The organism is Klebsiella sp. LTGPAF-6F (genome assembly GCF_001753185.1).
GTDB lineage: Bacteria > Pseudomonadota > Gammaproteobacteria > Enterobacterales > Enterobacteriaceae > Klebsiella > Klebsiella michiganensis.
In genome coordinates this window covers 212,072-228,879 of the sequence record NZ_CP017450.1, presented here as the reverse complement: position 1 = coordinate 228,879, position 16,808 = coordinate 212,072, and the positions used below count along the sequence as shown (strand labels likewise).

Annotated in this window: 18 protein-coding genes and 1 pseudogene; 5 read left to right on the top strand and 14 right to left on the bottom strand. The window is 57.9% G+C overall.

What is annotated here, in order from left to right; all coding sequences use genetic code 11:
- Positions 1 to 72 precede the first annotated feature (72 nt).
- Positions 73 to 1,026 (top strand): HTH-type transcriptional regulator MetR, encoded by a 954-nt coding sequence (metR, locus tag BJF97_RS01065; protein ID WP_014227475.1) that lies wholly within the window; start codon positions 73 to 75, stop codon positions 1,024 to 1,026.
- Here the strand turns inward: metR and BJF97_RS01060 are convergent.
- The 3 genes from BJF97_RS01060 to pldB all read right to left on the bottom strand — a co-directional run bounded on the left by BJF97_RS01060 (position 914) and on the right by pldB (position 3,738).
- Positions 914 to 1,813, bottom strand: coding sequence for a carboxylate/amino acid/amine transporter (locus BJF97_RS01060; protein WP_014227474.1), 900 nt, complete (start codon positions 1,811 to 1,813; stop codon positions 914 to 916). The two genes, metR and BJF97_RS01060, sit on opposite strands and share 113 nt — an antisense overlap.
- An 88-nt stretch (positions 1,814 to 1,901) precedes the next feature.
- Positions 1,902 to 2,702 carry a sugar/pyridoxal phosphate phosphatase YigL gene (yigL, locus tag BJF97_RS01055; RefSeq protein ID WP_014227473.1) on the bottom strand — a complete coding sequence of 267 codons (801 nt, stop codon included), beginning with the start codon at positions 2,700 to 2,702 and terminating at the stop codon, positions 1,902 to 1,904.
- A 43-nt stretch (positions 2,703 to 2,745) separates the two neighbouring features.
- A complete protein-coding gene (gene pldB / locus BJF97_RS01050; RefSeq protein ID WP_004097574.1) occupies positions 2,746 to 3,738 on the bottom strand; it encodes a lysophospholipase L2 in 993 nt (330 codons plus the stop codon).
- A 109-nt stretch (positions 3,739 to 3,847) separates the two neighbouring features.
- Here pldB and rhtB point away from each other — a divergent pair, with 109 nt between their 5' ends.
- Positions 3,848 to 4,468: a homoserine/homoserine lactone efflux protein gene (gene rhtB, locus BJF97_RS01045; RefSeq protein ID WP_014227472.1), complete on the top strand. Its 621-nt coding sequence runs from the start codon at positions 3,848 to 3,850 to the stop codon at positions 4,466 to 4,468.
- A 12-nt stretch (positions 4,469 to 4,480) separates the two neighbouring features.
- Positions 4,481 to 4,777: pseudogene (locus BJF97_RS32025) on the top strand (ISNCY family transposase); the annotation flags it as partial.
- A gap of 41 nt (positions 4,778 to 4,818) precedes the next feature.
- Here the strand turns inward: BJF97_RS32025 and rhtC are convergent.
- The 3 genes from rhtC to pldA all read right to left on the bottom strand — a co-directional run bounded on the left by rhtC (position 4,819) and on the right by pldA (position 8,270).
- Positions 4,819 to 5,442, bottom strand: a complete 624-nt coding sequence (rhtC, locus tag BJF97_RS01035; protein WP_032693760.1) for a threonine export protein RhtC — start codon at positions 5,440 to 5,442, stop codon at positions 4,819 to 4,821.
- A 61-nt stretch (positions 5,443 to 5,503) separates the two neighbouring features.
- A complete protein-coding gene (gene recQ, locus BJF97_RS01030) occupies positions 5,504 to 7,330 on the bottom strand; it encodes an ATP-dependent DNA helicase RecQ (RefSeq protein ID WP_014837082.1) in 1,827 nt (608 codons plus the stop codon).
- Positions 7,331 to 7,397: 67 nt separating this feature from the next.
- Positions 7,398 to 8,270, bottom strand: a complete 873-nt coding sequence (gene pldA, locus BJF97_RS01025) for a phospholipase A (protein ID WP_032693761.1) — start codon at positions 8,268 to 8,270, stop codon at positions 7,398 to 7,400.
- A gap of 155 nt (positions 8,271 to 8,425) precedes the next feature.
- On the opposite strand from pldA, the gene yigI reads away from it, so the two are divergent.
- Complete coding sequence (gene yigI / locus BJF97_RS01020; protein ID WP_004097567.1) at positions 8,426 to 8,890, top strand: acyl-CoA thioesterase YigI; 465 nt, start codon at positions 8,426 to 8,428, stop codon at positions 8,888 to 8,890.
- A 49-nt stretch (positions 8,891 to 8,939) separates the two neighbouring features.
- Positions 8,940 to 9,833, top strand: a complete 894-nt coding sequence (gene rarD / locus BJF97_RS01015) for an EamA family transporter RarD (RefSeq protein WP_014227470.1) — start codon at positions 8,940 to 8,942, stop codon at positions 9,831 to 9,833.
- Between the two features lie 41 nt (positions 9,834 to 9,874).
- Here the strand turns inward: rarD and corA are convergent, their stop codons facing one another.
- The 8 genes from corA to lptM all read right to left on the bottom strand — a co-directional run bounded on the left by corA (position 9,875) and on the right by lptM (position 16,792).
- On the bottom strand, positions 9,875 to 10,825 hold the full coding sequence (gene corA, locus BJF97_RS01010; protein WP_004097564.1) for a magnesium/cobalt transporter CorA: 951 nt from the start codon (positions 10,823 to 10,825) through the stop codon (positions 9,875 to 9,877).
- A 149-nt stretch (positions 10,826 to 10,974) separates the two neighbouring features.
- Complete coding sequence (ysgD, locus tag BJF97_RS35600; RefSeq protein WP_349817343.1) at positions 10,975 to 11,031, bottom strand: YsgD/CorL family protein; 57 nt, start codon at positions 11,029 to 11,031, stop codon at positions 10,975 to 10,977.
- 148 nt (positions 11,032 to 11,179) lie between these two features.
- Entirely contained in the window at positions 11,180 to 13,342 is a 2,163-nt protein-coding gene (gene uvrD, locus BJF97_RS01005; RefSeq protein ID WP_014227469.1) for a DNA helicase II, read from the bottom strand.
- Between the two features lie 77 nt (positions 13,343 to 13,419).
- Positions 13,420 to 14,136 (bottom strand): 5-amino-6-(5-phospho-D-ribitylamino)uracil phosphatase YigB, encoded by a 717-nt coding sequence (yigB, locus tag BJF97_RS01000; protein ID WP_014227468.1) that lies wholly within the window; start codon positions 14,134 to 14,136, stop codon positions 13,420 to 13,422.
- Positions 14,136 to 15,038, bottom strand: a complete 903-nt coding sequence (xerC, locus tag BJF97_RS00995) for a tyrosine recombinase XerC (RefSeq protein ID WP_009651718.1) — start codon at positions 15,036 to 15,038, stop codon at positions 14,136 to 14,138. The genes yigB and xerC overlap by 1 nt, the downstream gene beginning before the upstream one ends.
- Positions 15,035 to 15,742 carry a DUF484 domain-containing protein gene (locus BJF97_RS00990; protein ID WP_004097556.1) on the bottom strand — a complete coding sequence of 236 codons (708 nt, stop codon included), beginning with the start codon at positions 15,740 to 15,742 and terminating at the stop codon, positions 15,035 to 15,037. The genes xerC and BJF97_RS00990 overlap by 4 nt, the downstream gene beginning before the upstream one ends.
- Positions 15,739 to 16,563, bottom strand: coding sequence for a diaminopimelate epimerase (gene dapF, locus BJF97_RS00985; protein ID WP_004127458.1), 825 nt, complete (start codon positions 16,561 to 16,563; stop codon positions 15,739 to 15,741). The genes BJF97_RS00990 and dapF overlap by 4 nt, the downstream gene beginning before the upstream one ends.
- A 25-nt stretch (positions 16,564 to 16,588) precedes the next feature.
- Positions 16,589 to 16,792 carry an LPS translocon maturation chaperone LptM gene (lptM, locus tag BJF97_RS00980; protein ID WP_009651708.1) on the bottom strand — a complete coding sequence of 68 codons (204 nt, stop codon included), beginning with the start codon at positions 16,790 to 16,792 and terminating at the stop codon, positions 16,589 to 16,591.
- Positions 16,793 to 16,808 lie beyond the last annotated feature (16 nt).

Sequence of the window (16,808 nt, the reverse complement as noted above, 5' to 3'; positions counted from 1 at the left end):
TACACATCCATAATTGGCAGTTACTGTATATTCCTCAAGCGCAAATTATTCATGCCGAAGTGAAGGACTTTCATGATCGAAATTAAACACCTGAAAACGCTCCAGGCGTTGCGGAATAGCGGCTCTCTGGCAGGCGCGGCGGCGGCCCTGCACCAGACCCAATCCGCCTTGTCCCACCAGTTCAGCGATCTGGAACAGCGCCTCGGCTTCCGTCTGTTTGTACGTAAAAGTCAGCCGCTGCGCTTTACTCCGCAGGGAGAGATCCTGCTGCAGCTGGCCAATCAGGTCCTGCCGCAAATCAGCCGCGCCCTGCAGGATTGCAATGAGCCGCAGCAAACCCGGCTGCGTATCGCCATCGAATGCCATAGCTGTATTCAGTGGCTCACGCCGGCGCTGGAGAGTTTCCGCGCCCGCTGGCCGCATGTGGAGGTGGACTTTCAGTCCGGGGTGATCTTCGACCCACAGCCGGGCCTGCAGCAGGGCGAGCTGGATCTGGTGATGACCTCCGATATCCTGCCGCGCAGCGGACTGCACTATTCGCCAATGTTTGATTTCGAAGTACGCCTGGTGATGGCGCCGGATCATCCGCTGGCGACAAAGGCGCGCATCGCGCCCGAGGATTTAGCGACCGAAATGCTGCTGATTTATCCGGTCCAGCGCGCACGTCTGGATATCTGGCGTCACTTCCTGCAGCCTGCCGGGATTAGCCCGCAGCTGAAGAGCGTCGACAATACGCTGTTGTTAATTCAGATGGTGGCGGCGCGAATGGGCATCGCCGCCCTGCCGCACTGGGTCGTGGAAAGCTTTGAGCGCCAGGGCCTGGTGGTGACCAAAACCCTGGGCGAGGGACTGTGGAGCCGACTGTACGCCGCGGTGCGCGACGGCGAGCAGCGCCAGCCGGTTACCGAGGCGTTTATTCGCTCAGCGCGGAACCACGCTTGCGATCATTTACCGTTTGTGCGGAGTGCGGAGCGACCCAACGTCGATGGACCCATAGCGAGGCCAGGATCACCAGAGCGCCAATAATAAAGCTCGGCCAGCGGGGCTGCGTCTGCCAGATGGCCAGGTTCACCAGCAGCCCGGCAGGCACGTGCATATTGTTCATGATGCCGAGCGTACCGGCATCCACCTGGGTGGCGCCGTAGTTCCACATAAAGTAACCAATCCCGGATGCCGCCACGCCAAGAAAGGCCAGGATGCCCCACTGTAGCGAAGTTTGCGGCATTTTCTGCGCGTTACCCAGCATCGACCAGGCAACCGCCGCCACCAGAAACGCCCCGATGTAGAACCAGGCGAAGGCGTTATGCTGCGGCATCGGACGCGTTTCCATCAGGCGCTTATATCCCACCATGCCAATCGCGAAGCTGATGTTGGAGAGTTGAACCAGGATCAAACCGGTCCAGAAATGGTTGGTCACCTGGTCATAACGGATGATGCCCGCGCCGATTACCGCCAGCAGCGCGCTACAGGCGTAGCCCCAGCGCAGGCGACGGCGGCTCATCACATCGTAAATCAGCGTGATATAGAGCGGCGTCAGGACGGTAAACAGCAGAAGCTCCGATACCGTCAGGTACAGATAGGCCTGGAAACTCAGCATATACATAATGCCGAGCTGCATCGCCCCCACCAGCATATACAGGCCGATGGTTGACAGGCTCTGCCCGCGGGTGCGCAGGAAGGGCAAAAACACCAGCGCCGCCAGGCCAACGCGCGCCAGCACCGCAAAATAGCTGTCGACGTGGCCTGCCAGGTATTCGCCATACAGGCTAAAGGAAAAGGCCCACAGAATGGTGGTGATAATCAGTAGCGCCACAATGAATGTCTCATAGAGTAAAGAACACGCATTGTAGCGAAGTGACAGGTTGACGACTGCTCATTAATTAAACAATCGTCAATCTTTTTTAGTCAAGATAGAGTTTACGCAGGTAGTGGGGAACGGCGTCATCGACGTTGCTGCCGATCACTTCCAGCTCAGGATGCAGGTCTTTCAGCCGCTGGTGCGCGTTGGCCATAATGCAGCCCTTGCCCGCCATTGACAGCATTTCCGCATCGTTCATACCGTCGCCGAAGGCGATACACTCTTTCAGGCTATAGCCGAGCATTTTCGCCACGGCCTCCAGCGCATGCCCTTTCGACACGCCGCCCGCCATCACTTCGAGGCAGGTAACGGTAGAGAAGCTCACGTTCACCCGATCGCCCCAGCGGGCGTTGATCGCCTGCTCCAGCGGCAGCAGATGCTCATGATTATCGCAGGTGAAAAAGACTTTGCTGATCCCTTCAGGATCCAGCTCGCCCGGCTCGTACAGCTTGTAGTTAAACACCGCCTCTTTGAAGAAGCGCATCTCTTCCGGACGATGGCGATTCATATACCACTCATCTTCACGATAGACGTTGGTCACAATCGCCGGATCGTTACGCATCATTTCGAACAGGTCGGCGGCGATATCGCGGTCAAGGTTGTGGGCGAAGATCTGCTTCCCTTCGCTATCGTGCACGCGAGCGCCGTTCGAGGTGATCATATAGGATTTAATGCCGAGATTATCGCGAATTTGCCCAACATCGATGTAGTGGCGGCCGGTCGCGAACACGAAGTTGATACCGCGTGCGGTAAGCAGCTTCAGCGTCTCTTTGGCGTAGGGAGTTAAGCAGTGATCGGGAGAAAGCAGCGTGCCATCTAAATCAGACGCAACAACCTGGTACATAAAAATTTTAACCTCTAAGCAGGGCGACGAGCGTTTCGCCGGATTAAGTGTGTCGACCAAAAAAATCGACGATAGCGTTTAGCGCGACCGAGCGCATTGCGTCCTTTTCAAAAAGGATCTCATGGTATGCCCCTTCTATGACAAACGGCTTATCCCCTTCACAGGGATGACCGCCAGCGGCGCGAAGTTCACAGTAGCGATCGTGCATACGGTTATCGACCACCCGCTCTTCTTCCGCCTGGAGCAATAATGTTGGCGTGACGTCTTTCTCCGCACCGGCCAGCACCTCTTCGCCGGCGAGGATCCCCTCGCGCACCCAGTGGAACGTCGGCCCGCCGACCCGCAGCTGCGGCTCATCGGCGTAAAAGCGCAGGTTGCGGCGATAGCGTTGACGGCTGTGCGTCAGTACGTTAACCGCAAAGGGCAGCGCCCGCCAGCGGCCGGTACCGAGGGCATACTCTTCACGAATGCGCTGATGGCCCTCAGCCCAATCGAGAATATGGCGCACCATCCAGTCAGGCAGGCGCATAACGATGCCGAACATCGGCGCACAGAGCGCCATCGCGTCGCAATGCTGGTGGTAGCGCTGCAAAAATAGCGTCGCAATGGCGCCGCCCATGGAGTGGGCCAGTATAAACCGTTTCCGCCAGCGTCCGGGCGCCACCTGCTGCTGCCAGAACGCGGCGAGATCGTCGACGTAATCGCTGAAATTAACGACGTGCCCGCGGTGGGTATCTGAAAGCATGCGTCCGGAGCGCCCCTGGCCGCGATGATCGATAATCATCACGTCAAAACCGCTGCGGAAAAGATCGTAAGCCAGTTCGGCGTACTTAACGTAGCTTTCAATGCGACCCGGACAAATAACCACGACCCGGTCATGACTTTTGGCGCAGAAGCGAACAAAGCGCACCGGAACGTTATCCACGCCCGTAAATTCAGCCTCTTCCCGCTGACGCCAGAAATCGGTCAGTGGCCCCATGGTAAAGGCCGCAAACGCGTTTTCTCGTGTTTCCCAGTCCTTTTGCTGCAAAAACATCGGGCTTACACCCCTGATAACCGCTGAAAATCGTTTTTTTATCGTGCATCACACAATGCTTACACAATAGCGTATTGTGGCATAAAAACAGACAATCAGGGAGTTTCTCATGACGTTCGAGTGGTGGTTTGCCTATCTGCTGACATCTCTTATTCTCAGCCTGTCGCCGGGATCCGGGGCGATAAATACCATGACCACCTCAATCAACCACGGTTATCGCGGCGCGGCGGCTTCTATTGCCGGGCTACAGACCGGGCTCGGCATTCATATCGTGCTGGTGGGCGTTGGCCTGGGTACGCTTTTTTCCCGTTCGCTGTTGGCCTTTGAAATCCTGAAATGGGCGGGCGCCGCTTATCTTATCTGGCTCGGCATTCAGCAGTGGCGAGCCGCGGGTTCTCTCGATCTGAATACCCTTGCGCAAGCGCAGAGCCGCGGCAAACTCTTTAAGCGCGCGGTGTTCGTCAACCTGACCAACCCAAAAAGCATCGTGTTCCTCGCCGCGCTCTTCCCGCAGTTTATCGTACCGCACCAGCCCCAGGTGATGCAGTACCTCGTGCTCGGAGTCACCACCATCGTGGTCGATATTATCGTGATGATTGGCTACGCCACGCTGGCGCAGCGCATCGCCGCGTGGATCAAAGGGCCCAAACAGATGAAGGCGCTAAACAAGGTTTTTGGATCGCTGTTTATGCTGGTCGGCGCCCTGCTGGCCTCCGCGCGCCACGCCTGATGTATAGATAAACAGCAAATTACCGTACTGATAAAATATATGGCCCAGGGGGGAGAAGAGCAGGATGTTCGGCCGCTATTATATGAGCTGGCACAGCGGGTGCCGCAACATGGAGGTGTACTGATGACTCTGGCAGAAAAGTGGCTTGAGGAAGGTATGCAGAAGGGCATTAAGGAAGGCATAAAAGAGGGTAAACGCGCTGCGCTTCTTAACGTTGCAAAGGCCATGCTCGAGCGGGGCATTGATACTACTGCGGTTATGGAAATGACCGGTCTGACGTCCGACGATTTGCAGCAGCTGCGTCATTAATATCCGGCCCGCCCATAACCCTTGGGCGGGCCGCAGAACGCTTAGCGCGAAATAATCAGGTGAATACCAAACCCGGCAAACAGAGTACCGGCAATGCCGTCGATCCACTTCGCCATCCGCTGATAGCCGCGGCGCATGCCCGGTAGGGCGAACAGGCTGGCGACCACCGTAAACCAGGCCAGCGTCTCCAGAACAATCAGCAGGAAAATCCCCCAGCGCGCGCCGGAACTGACGCTGTCGCCGACAAACAGCGAGAACACGGAGCCAAAATAGATAATCGCTTTTGGGTTAGCCAGATTGGTCAGCAGCCCTTTCAGGAAGCTCCGGCCGCTGCGCGCCAGTTCGACCTGAGGCTCTACCGCCGCTGCCGCTTCGCTTTTTTTCAGCGCGCCGCGCAGCATCTGGAAGCCCATCCAGCACAGATACAGGCCGCCGCCGACCATAATAATGGTATGCAGCCAGGCCATCTTCTCGATAATCAGGTTCAGGCCGAGCAGCGCTACGCCCGCCCATACCATTACTCCGCAGGTGATCCCCAGCACGCCCATCATCGCCTCTTTGCGGGAGCGGCTAACGGCGGTTTGTGAAACAAAGAAGAAGTCCGGGCCAGGACTCATCAGCGCAATGATATGCACCAGCACCACGGTGAAAAAAAGCGTCAACATAATTAACTCGCAGGGAAATAGTCAGGACGAAAACTATATTTACACTTTTTCGTCTGGCTGACTACTCATCATCGCCATCCACGTGCGCGCGGATCAGGGCCATAAACTCTTTACCAAAACGCTCGAGCTTACGCGTGCCAACGCCGTTGACGCTGAGCATCTCCCCGGCCGTCAGCGGCGTTTGCTCGGCCATTTCAATTAGCGTCGCATCGTTAAACACCACGTAGGGCGGGATATTCTCTTCGTCGGCAATCGCCTTACGCAGTTTGCGCAGCTTGGCGAACAGCTTGCGATCGTAATTACCGCCAAAGGATTTCTGCATCGCTTTCGGCTTCAGCGCCACAATACGCGGCACGGCAAGCTGTAGCGTCACGTCGCCGCGCAGGACCGGACGCGCGGCCTCGGTAAGCTGTAGCGCAGAGTGCTGGGCTATATTCTGCGTAACCAGGCCTAAATGAATAAGCTGACGGATCACGCTGACCCAATGCTCGTGGCTCTGTTCGCGCCCAATGCCGTAGACCGGCAGCTTGTCGTGCCCCATATCGCGAATACGCTGGTTATTGGCGCCGCGCAGCACTTCCACCACGTAGCCCATACCAAAGCGCTGATTGACGCGGTAAATCGTCGACAGCGCCTTACGCGCGTCCATTAAACCGTCGTACTGTTTCGGCGGATCGAGGCAGATATCGCAGTTGCCGCAGGGCTCCTGGCGCCCCTCGCCAAAGTAGTTGAGCAGCACCAGACGGCGGCAGGTTTGCGCTTCGGCAAAGGCCCCCATCGCGTTGAGCTTATGGCGTTCAATGTCCTGCAGCGGCCCGGCGGGTTTCTCCTCAAGGCAGCGTCGGAGCCACGCCATATCCGCCGGATCGTAAAACAGCATCGCCTCGGCAGGCAGCCCATCGCGCCCGGCGCGGCCGGTCTCCTGGTAATAGGATTCAATATTGCGGGGGATATCGAAATGCACCACAAAACGGACGTTCGGTTTGTTGATACCCATACCGAAGGCTACCGTCGCCACCACGATTTGCAGGTCGTCGCGCTGGAATTTCTCCTGCACGTCGGCGCGGATATGGTTTTCCAGCCCGGCGTGATAGGCCGCGGCGCTGATGCCGCGGCTTTGCAGGCGAGCGGCGGTGTCTTCCACTTTTGAGCGGCTATTGCAGTAGATAATACCCGACTTACCGCGCTGGTCCTGCACGTAGCGCATCAGCTGATCCAGCGGCTTAAACTTCTCCATCAGCATATAGCGGATGTTGGGTCGGTCGAAGCTGCTGACCTGAATGAGCGGGTCGTTTAGATCCAGCAGGCGAACAATGTCGCGACGCGTCGTGTCATCGGCGGTGGCGGTCAGCGCCATAAACGGGATTTGCGGTATCCGCTGGCGCAGCTGCCCTAACGCGGCGTATTCCGGACGGAAATCGTGCCCCCACTGGGAAATACAGTGCGCCTCGTCCACCGCCACCATCGACAGATTCCAGTGCGTAAGATGCTCAAGGAAGTTATCCAGCATCAGGCGCTCCGGGGCGATATACAGCAGGCGAATCTGCCCGCTGCGGCAGCCGGCCATCACATCCTGCTGCTGCTCCCGGCTCTGGGTTGAGTTCAGGCACGCCGCCGCCACGCCGTTAGCCAGCAGCTGATCGACCTGGTCCTTCATCAAGGAAATAAGCGGCGACACCACGACGGTGAGACCGCCCAGTACCAGCGCCGGAACCTGATAACACAGCGACTTGCCGCCGCCGGTTGGCATCACCACCAGGCAATCGCGCCCGGCCAACGCCGTATCAATGATAGTTTCCTGGCCCGGGCGAAACTGCTGGTAGCCGAAGGTCTCTTGTAAAACCTGCTTAGCCAGCGATTCCTGATTCAATACTTCCGCCTGCGCCACGTTGACCCCATATGCCTGAAAAGAAAACAGGCGCTATTTTCAGCGCCTGAGAGCCAGAGTGCAACGATTAAAACAGATCGTTGAGCATCAGCCCGACGCCGACGCGGGTCTGATTGAAGTTATAATCGATGAGCGACTCGCCATAACCGCTATAGACCTGAGTATAGACGCGCACGTGTTTGGTGATCGGATAGCTCACCCCAAGCTCGGCGCCGCCGTAGCCGGTATTCCAGTTATATTGCCCCTGGGCGCTGAGGATGGCGTCGCCCAGCTGATAGCCCACTTTCAGCCGGTAATACCCCATATATTTGGTGATATCCGGATTATCGTCGGTGCTGCCAATCACGTACCAGGGCTTCACCTCAACCAGCCAGTTGCCGTTTTGCGCCATCAGCCGGGTATAGAGGCGGTTCCAGCTGCGGGAGGTGGGATCGGAACGGCCGTTAGAGTCGTGGTTATAACCCATCTCAACGTCGCGCAGCGTCCAGCCGGCGAACGAGTAATCGGTCACAAACCCGAGGAACAGCTGCGGCTCATAGTTGGTTTCGCGAAACGGCGCGGACTCTTTGCTGTTGGAGAGCTGCCACCAGGATTTTTGCGTATAAGAAGCGCCCAGCAGCGAATTCTCGCCGAGGATCCCTCGCCACAGCGGAAACGCCAGGCTGAGCTGGAACTTCACTTCATCTTTACGCGCATTTTCGGCCCAGTCGTAGCTACGAATCGCTTCTTTATTGAGATCGCTGGTCCACGTATAGAGCAGATAGTTGCTCTCGTAGGGATAGAGCAGGAACGGATTATCATGGTCCTGTAACAGGTTGGCGATAATGCTCCCGCGAACGACCGGAGCGTCGTGGACCTGTTTATTCACCGGCGCGTCCTGCGCCAGAACGCCGGCCGGAAGCGCAACAAGCGCCAGCAGGCAGGCCAAAGAGATACGCATTGCTGTTCTCCTGGATGGATATTTATTATTTCTGTTTAACCCAGGCAGCATTCTACCTATTTATGCGGCATCTGACCTGTTATCCGTTCTTAAAGTAGAAATCAATATTTTAGAAGCATAAAATCAACATTTCATTAACTTATGGAAGTGTTGTTATGTCTGAACTGACCGCCGCCGCCGCCCTGAAGCTGGTGGGAGAGATCTTCGTCTACCATATGCCGTTTAATCGTGCCTTAGGGCTGGAGCTGGAGCGCTATGAAAAGGAGTTTGCCCAGCTGAGTTTCAACAATCAGCCGATGATGGTGGGCAACTGGGCGCAGAGCATTTTACATGGCGGCGTGATCGCCTCAGCGCTGGACGTCGCTGCGGGGCTGGTATGCGTCGGCAGCACGCTGACTCGCCACGACACCATCAATGAAGAAGAGCTGCGCCAGCGCCTGTCGCGGATGGGCACTATCGATCTGCGCGTCGACTACCTGCGTCCGGGCCGCGGGGAACGCTTTACCGCTACCAGCAGCCTGCTGCGCGCCGGTAATAAAGTGGCGGTGGCCCGCGTCGAGCTGCATAACGAAGAGCAGGTGTATATCGCCAGCGCCACGGCGACGTATATGGTGGGTTGATCGGCCTAAATCGAGTAACATCTCTCTCTTTGGCAATGGATTTGTACCGATGGACGCTAAACAAACGCGGGTGGGGATTCTTCTGGCCCTGGCCGCCTATTTTATCTGGGGTATCGCGCCGGCGTACTTCAAGCTTATCTACTATGTTCCCGCCGATGAAATTCTGACTCACCGCGTGATCTGGTCCTTCTTTTTCATGGTCGCGCTGATCAGCATCAGCCGTCAGTGGCCGCAGGTCAAAAGGCTGCTGAAAACGCCGAAAAAGGTGTTCCTGCTGGCGCTCTCTGCGGTGCTGGTGGGCGGCAACTGGCTGCTGTTTATCTGGGCGGTGAATAACCATCATATGCTGGAAGCCAGCCTGGGCTATTTTATCAATCCGCTGGTGAATATTCTGCTGGGGATGATCTTCCTCGGGGAGCGCTTTCGCCGGATGCAGTGGCTGGCGGTGCTGCTGGCCGCCTGCGGCGTGCTGGTACAGCTCTGGACCTTCGGCTCGCTGCCGATTATCGCGCTGGGCCTGGCGTTCAGCTTCGCTTTTTACGGCCTGCTGCGTAAAAAGATCGCCGTGGATGCGCAAACCGGGATGCTGTTTGAGACGCTCTGGCTGCTGCCGGTCGCTGCGATTTATCTGTTTGGTATTGCCGATAGCCCGACCAGCCACATGGGGCAGAATCCGTGGTCGCTGAACCTGCTGCTGATGGCGGCGGGCGTGGTCACCACCATCCCGCTGCTGTGCTTTACCGGCGCGGCGACGCGTCTGCGCCTCTCCACGCTGGGATTTTTCCAGTATATCGGCCCGACGCTGATGTTCCTGCTGGCGGTAACCTTCTACGGCGAAGTGCCGGGCGCGGATAAAATGGTAACCTTCGCCTTTATCTGGGTGGCGCTGGCGATTTTCGTGATGGATGCGGTTTACACAATACGCCGTACGCGCAGGGCATAAAGCCAAGCTGGTACGCAGAAAAGGAGCCGAAGCTCCTTTTTTTACAGCCAGTTTTTACGCTTAAAGTACAGATAGGGCGCCAGGCCAGCGAGCATCATAAAGACAATCGCGCCGGGATAGCCAAAGCTCCAGTGCAGTTCAGGCATAAACTCAAAGTTCATGCCATAGCTGGAAGCCACCAGCGTCGGCGGCAGGAACACCACGGAGACCACCGAGAAGATCTTGATGATGCGGTTCTGCTCGATGTTGATAAAACCCATCGCCGCCTGCATCAGGAAGTTAACCTTCTGGAACAGCGATTCGTTGTGCGGCAGCAGGGATTCGATGTCGCGCAGGATCTCACGCGCCTGCTCCAGCTGACCGGCCGGAAGGCGGGCTTTGCGCACGAGGAAGTTCAGCGCGCGCTGGGTATCCATCAGACACAGGCGGACTTTCCAGCCGATATCTTCCTGCTCCGCCAGCGTCGAGAGCGCCTCGTCGTAATCATCGCCCTGACGACCTTCCATGATCACCCGGCTGAGCTTTTCCAGGTCGCTATAGATGTTTTCAATTTCATCCGCCAGCTGCTCGATTTTGGTTTCGAACAGGTCCAGCAGCAGCTCGTAAGCGTTGCCGTCCACCATCGACTGGCTGCGGGCGCGCATGCGATACAGGCGGAAAGCGGGCAGCTCCCGTTCGCGCAGGGTGAACAGACGCCCTTCGCGGATAGTAAACGCTACGGTAGAGTTACCGGCGTGATCCTCTGCATCTTCAAAAAAGAAAAATGAGTGGATATGCAGGCCGTCTTCATCCTCAAAGAAACGCGCTGACGCTTCGATGTCTTCCAGCTCCGGGCGCGTCGCCAGGTTCTGGCCCAATTCCGTTTGCACGCGGCTTCGTTCATCGTCGTCAGGCTCGACCAGATCGACCCACACCGAACTGGCGAGGTGCTTGATCTCGTCGGCTTCCAGACGCGTTAAACGATTGTTTTCCAGTTGAAATGCGCTCAGCATGACCGGGACTCCCAATGCAAAAAATTATCGGACAGTTCGGTGGGCACACAGAAACAATTTGGGTTTCAGACCATTAAGCCTGACTCAGAGCGACGGGAATAGAACGGGTCGCCGACAACCGCTAAGGCTATCAGCATAAGAGGATAGCCTTAGGAGTTGTTCCTGATGGGCAGGAAATTGAGCCAGCATCTACTGGGTGTGTCCAAGGCGAATGTCCTCTTAGCGTAATCGTGCGCGCATGTTACGCCAGCGCAAAAACGGCGTCAACACGCAACGGAACGCTAAAGAGCAAATCAAGCTCCTTAACGTATAAAGGTAGCAGAATATTACAAAATAATGATACTTTTCTTACTGTTACACTGTTTCAAGCCGGGCATACGCCGCGACCAGCCATTTAATCCCCTGCCCCTGAAACGCAACCTGCAGGCGGCTGTGTTCGCCGCTGCCTTCGAGGTTCACGATCGTGCCTTCGCCAAACTTGGCATGGCGCACGCGCTGGCCCAGCTTATAGCCGGTGTCGTTTTCCGCCATCGGCGTCCCCATCCGCTGATGGCTGACCGGACGGCTCACCGTGGCGCGCAGCCGCACCTCTTCCACGCACGACTCCGGCAGCTCGCCGATAAAGCGCGACGGGCGGTGATAAACCTCTTTGCCATACAGGCGGCGGGTTTCCGCATAGGTCAGCGTGAGCTTCTGCATCGCGCGGGTGACGCCGACGTAGGCCAGACGGCGTTCTTCTTCCAGGCGGCCGCCCTCATCAAGCGCCATCTGGCTCGGGAACATCCCCTCTTCCACGCCGACGATAAAGACCTGCGGGAACTCCAGCCCTTTCGCCGAGTGCAGGGTCATCAGCTGTACCGCATCCTGCCAGGTATCCGCCTGCCCTTCTCCCGCTTCCAGCGCCGCATGCGAGAGGAACGCCTGCAGCGGCATCAAATCTTCATCTTCTTCGTTGTAGCTGAACTGGCGCGTTGCCGTCACCAGCTCCTCTAAGTTTTCAATGCGCGTCTGGCCTTTCTCGCCTTTCTCCTGCTCGTACATCATGCGCAGGCCGGAGTCTTTAATCACCCGATCGGTCTGCACGTGCAGCGGCATATCGGCGGTTTCCTGCGCCAGGGCGTCAATGAGCTCCATAAAACGCTGCAGGGCGCTGGCGGCGCGTCCGGCAAGCACTTTATCTTTTAACAGCTCGCGACAGGCCTGCCACAGCGTCAGCTGACGGTCGCGCGAGGTCTGGCGCACCACGTCCAGCGTGCGATCGCCGATACCGCGCGTCGGGGTATTCACCACGCGCTCAAAGGCCGCGTCGTCATTACGATTGGCGATCAGGCGCAGATAGGAGAGCGCATCTTTGATCTCCTGGCGTTCGAAGAAGCGCATGCCGCCATAAATACGATACGGCATGCTGGCCTGCAGCAGCGCCTCTTCCAGCACGCGCGACTGGGCGTTGCTGCGATACAGAATCGCGCACTGCTCCAGCGCCCCGCCGTTTTCCTGCCAGGTTTTGATGCGGTTGACGACAAAGCGCGCCTCATCAAGATCGTTAAACGCGCAGTAGAGCGAAATCGGCTCGCCGTCGGCACCGTCGGTCCACAGCTTTTTCCCCAGGCGCCCGCTGTTGTTTTCAATCAGGGCGTTGGCCGCGCTGAGGATATTGCTGGTCGAGCGATAGTTTTGCTCGAGGCGGATAGTTTCCGCGCCGGGGAAATCGTTGAGGAAGCGCTGGATGTTCTCCACCTGCGCGCCGCGCCAGCCGTAAATGGACTGATCGTCATCGCCGACGATCATCACCTTGCCGGTATCGCCCGCCAGCAGGCGGATCCACGCGTACTGAATGTTGTTGGTATCCTGAAATTCGTCCACCAGGATATTGGTAAAGCGCTCGCGGTAGTGCTGAAGAATGTGCGGCTTGTTGAGCCACAGTTCGTGGGCGCGCAGCAGCAGTTCGGCGAAATCCACCAGCCCCGCCCGATCGCAGGCCTCCTGGTAGGCCTGATAAACTTTCTGCCAGGTCTGCTCAACCGGGTTACCGTAGCTCTGTATATGGTGCGGGCGCAGCCCTTCATCTTTCTGGCCGTTGATGTACCACATCGCCTGACGCGGCGGCCACTGCTTCTCATCGAGATTCATCGCCTTAATCAGACGCTTGAGCAGGCGCAGCTGGTCTTCGCTGTCGAGGATCTGGAAGTCCTGCGGCAGGTTGGCGTCAAGGTGATGAGCGCGCAGCAGCCGGTGCGCCAGCCCGTGGAAAGTGCCGACCCACATACCGCCCTGGGTGGTACCCATCAGTTGGCCAATACGATGGCGCATTTCCGCCGCCGCTTTGTTGGTAAAGGTCACCGCCATAATGGAGTAAGGGGAACAGTGCTCAACGCTCAGCAGCCAGGCGATGCGGTGTACCAGTACGCGCGTCTTACCGCTGCCCGCGCCTGCCAGAACCAGCATGTTAGTACGTGATGCCGCAACGGCTTCACGCTGTTTGTCATTAAGGCTGTCGAGCAGATAAGAAACGTCCATTGGCACCGCCGGAAATGAGACGCCCGGCAACGTTCAGTCCACCGGGCTACTGTTAATTTATACAGAACTACTGACGATTATATCAGCGAGGTCAGAGATGCCAACCGTGAAATTTCGATGTGCGGTAACAGGCGGCTGTCGGCGGTGCGCATCAGGTCGGCGCCCTGCGGTTTGATCCAACAGGCCTGCATGCCGCAGCGAATGGAGCCCGCCACGTCGGTCGTCAGATCGTCCCCGACGTGCAGAATCTGCCCCAGCGGCAGCGCCAGCCGCTCGGCTGCGAGATGATACATATCGGCAAAAGGCTTAGAGCGCCCGTCCGGACCGGCGCGCAGCACGAAGCGGAAGTAGTCGCTCAGGCCAAAAAGCTCCGGCTGGGCATTACCGTTGGTAATGGCCACCAGCGGCCACTTTTCCGCCAGCTGCGCCAGCGTATCGTGCGTCTCCTGCGGGACATCGATCAGGCTGCGCCAGTGGGCGAAGTTCGCCATCGCTTCCTCGGCCCCCGTTTTCGCCAGCGCCGCAGAAAGCCCGGCGTTGATCATCCCCAGCTCCAGCGCGCGGCGGCGCCACTCGGTGACATCGTGGTAAATTTCCGGCTCTGACGCCAGCAGCGTCTGGCGCAGCCGGTTGAGTTCGCTGGCGTCAAATTGACTCAGCGACGGGTGGTAGCTGCGCACAAAGCTCAGCGACTCATGCAGCGTTCGGTCAATCACCGGACGGTTGTCATAAAGGGTATCGTCCAGGTCAAATGTCAGTGCTGAAATCTGGCCCAGAGGTCGGTAAAAACGCATTATTTCCCCCGTTTGGCGCGCGGATGCGCCGCATCGTACACCGACGCAAGGTGTTGAAAATCAAGATGGGTATAAATTTGAGTGGTGGACAGATTCGCATGACCCAGCAGCTCCTGCACCCCGCGCAGATCGCCGCTCGACTCCAGCATATGGGTCGCGAAAGAGTGGCGCAGCTTATGCGGATGCACGTGGCTGTTGAGGCCCTGCTTAATGCCCCATTCGGCAAAGCGCTTTTGCACGTTACGCGCGGAAATTCGCTTACCCAGCTTTGATAAGAACAGGGCGTCTTCATCAGCGCCGAACAGGCCGCGCAGGTCGAGCCAGTGCTCAATCCACACCACCGCGTTGCGGCCAATCGGCAGGCGGCGCTCTTTGCTGCCTTTGCCCATCACCCACACCTCGCCGGATTCCAGATCGAGGTGCTTAATGTCGAGATTCACCAGCTCCGAGAGACGCAGTCCCGCGCCGTACATCACTTCCAGCATCGCCCGGTCGCGTACCGCCAGCGGATCGTTAAGATCGATATCCAGCAGTCGGTTAACGTCGTCGACGTCGATATTTTTTGGTAAATGGCGCGGTGTTTTCGGCGCCGAAATCCCCTTCGCCGGATTCGCGGCCAGTTCGCCCTGGCTCACCAGCCAGTCAAAGAAGCTGCGTAAGGCGGAGAGACGTAAAGCCAGGCTGGCTGGCCCCAGCCCCTGGCGACGGCTGCGCACCGCCAGGCTACGGACCTGGGCAGCATCGCACTGCTGCCAGCTTTTCAGCCCGGCGCTATCCGCCAGCGCGATAAGCGTCTCGAGCTGGCGGCGGTAGTTCAGCAGCGTTATCGGGCTCAGCTGACGCTCCACGCCGAGATAGCGTAAAAAGCGTTCTACGGGCGTAAACAGCGGCGAGTCGGTCATGCGCGCTCGATCCAGCGCTCCAGCAACCCCGGGAGCATCGACGCAATTTCATGCAAAAGCTGCGTTCCCTGACCTTGCTGATAGTGCTGAGGGTCGCGACTGCTGAACAGCATCACGCCGGGCGCTTCATCTCCCCCCAGCAGCGACATCGCCACCGAACCCACGGCTTTTGCTTCCGGCAGCACCACCAGCAGTTCCGGGCCGTTTAATGGGCCAAGATAATGGCGCTGTTGCCCAAGACGCTGAATGCGAATCGGCTCAAACGCCTGACGGCTTATCGCCAGATGAGTGAATTTGGAGGGCGCGCCGAGCCGCCAACTGTCGGGAAACAGGCGCACCGTGGCGCCCGCCAGGCCCAGCTCGCGCGCCCAGCGATGAAAGCGGTTCAGCATTTCATCAAGGCTATCGGCCGCCGCCAGCCGCGTCTGGAGATCAAACAGGCGCTGAAACAGGCTTTCGTTAGCCGTCGCCTGGGCCATCAGCAGCGTCATATTCTCTTCCAGCACGTTGATATGGTTCCGCGCCCGCGCCATGTGCCATTCCACCAGCGAGACCGAACCACGTACCGGATGCGGCACCGACATATGCTCCACCAGCGCCGCATTACGAATAAAGAATTCAGGATGTTGCAACAGATAGTCCACCACTGCGCGATCGTTCAGCTCGCTGGCGAGTTCCTGCTGTTCTTCCCCGACTTGTTTCATAAATGAATAAATCCGTCATAGACATGTGCCGCCGGGCCAGTCATATACAGCGGTTGGCCCGGACCTTTCCAGGCGATATCAAGACGCCCGCCGGGTAATTCCACGCGGACCTCCTCGCCCAGTAACCCCTGCTGGATACCGACTGCCGCCGCCGCGCAGGCGCCGCTGCCGCAGGCCTGCGTTTCACCCGCGCCGCGTTCATACACGCGCAGGCGAATATGGGAGCGGCTGACCACCTGCATAAAGCCGATGTTCGCCCGCTCCGGGAAGCGCTCGTGGTTTTCCATCACCGGGCCGAGCGTTTCCACCGTCGCGGTTTCCACATCATCGACCTGGATAACGCAGTGCGGGTTGCCCATGGACACCACGCCGCACAATACTGTCTGTTCAGCGGCGCGCATGATATAGGTCTTTTCCGCTTTGTTGGCGCGGAACGGCACCTGCGACGGTTCGAAGTTTGGCTCACCCATATTCACGCGCACCAGATCGTCTTCCGTTACGCTTAATACCATACGGCCGTTCGAGGTACTGACGCGGATGTCACGTTTATTGGTCAGGCCTTTCAGGCGCACAAAGCGGGCGAAACAGCGCGCGCCGTTGCCGCATTGCGCCACCTCGCTACCGTCGGCATTGAAGATGCGATAGTGGAAGTCGAGCTCCGGATCGTAGGGCGGCTCAACCACCAGCAGCTGATCGAAGCCCACGCCAAGATGCCGATCCGCCAGACGACGAATCAGTTCCGGTGAGAAAAAAACATTCTGAGTTACCGCGTCAACAACCATAAAGTCATTGCCAAGGCCATGCATTTTAGAGAACTGCATCATCTACTCCAGCAGCGCGGAACTGTCAGTAATTCACCTGGGTCGGACCACCGCTATCACCGCGATCGTTACGATCCGGCGTAGAGCTCTGGATACCGCTATCAACCGGTTTAGTCGGCGGAGGCGCCGTTTTATCCGCTGGCGGGAAATAGAGCGGCCCTTTCAGACCACAGCCGGTGAGGCTGAGGACCGCAAATAAAACGGCAAGCGCTGGGAAAACGTTTTTCATAGATAGTAGCCCGTAA